Annotated in this window: 1 protein-coding gene; it reads right to left on the reverse strand. The window is 38.8% G+C overall.

The genetic code is table 11. The features are described from left to right. On the reverse strand, positions 1–585 hold a 585-nt coding region (locus HMPREF2697_RS08895), incomplete at both ends, for a transposase (protein WP_142350091.1).

Raw genomic sequence — 585 nt, forward strand, 5'->3', positions numbered from 1 at the left:
TAAAGTTGATGAAGTTTCTAAAACCGAAGCCCAAGCGTTTAATGTCTTTGATCAACTTGTTAGTAGCTTCCAGTCTTGCGTTTGAATAGTCTGTTTCTAGTGCGTTTATGATGTATTGCTTGTGTCTAAGAAAAGTCCTAAAGACAGTTTGAAAGTAGTGATTGACCTTGTTCATGTTTTCCTCTATCAGCTCAAAGAACTGATTCACTCTTTTCTCTTGAAAGTGAAAAAGTAAAAGCTGATAGAGGTTGTAGTCATTAGCGAGCTCTTCTGAAAAGTCTAGAGTCTTCTCAACGACTTCATGTGGTGCTAAAGTTTGTCGGAAAGTCTTTGAATAAAAAGAGCTGAGAGATAACTTACGGCTGTCCTTTTGGAAGAGTCGCCAGTGATTTTTCAAGGCTCGATAGGGTAGTGACTTCTTATCAAACTGGTTCATAATAGCAATTCTTGTCTTTAAAAATGCTCGACCAAGGTGCTGGATAATGTGAAATCGATCAAGAACGATTTTGGCGTTTGGAAAGAGCTTGCGAGCCAGTGGAATATAAGCTCCAGACATATCCATCGTGATAAACTGTACCTGTTGTC

This window comes from Streptococcus sp. HMSC064D12 (assembly GCF_001837205.1).
Taxonomy (GTDB): domain Bacteria; phylum Bacillota; class Bacilli; order Lactobacillales; family Streptococcaceae; genus Streptococcus; species Streptococcus salivarius_D.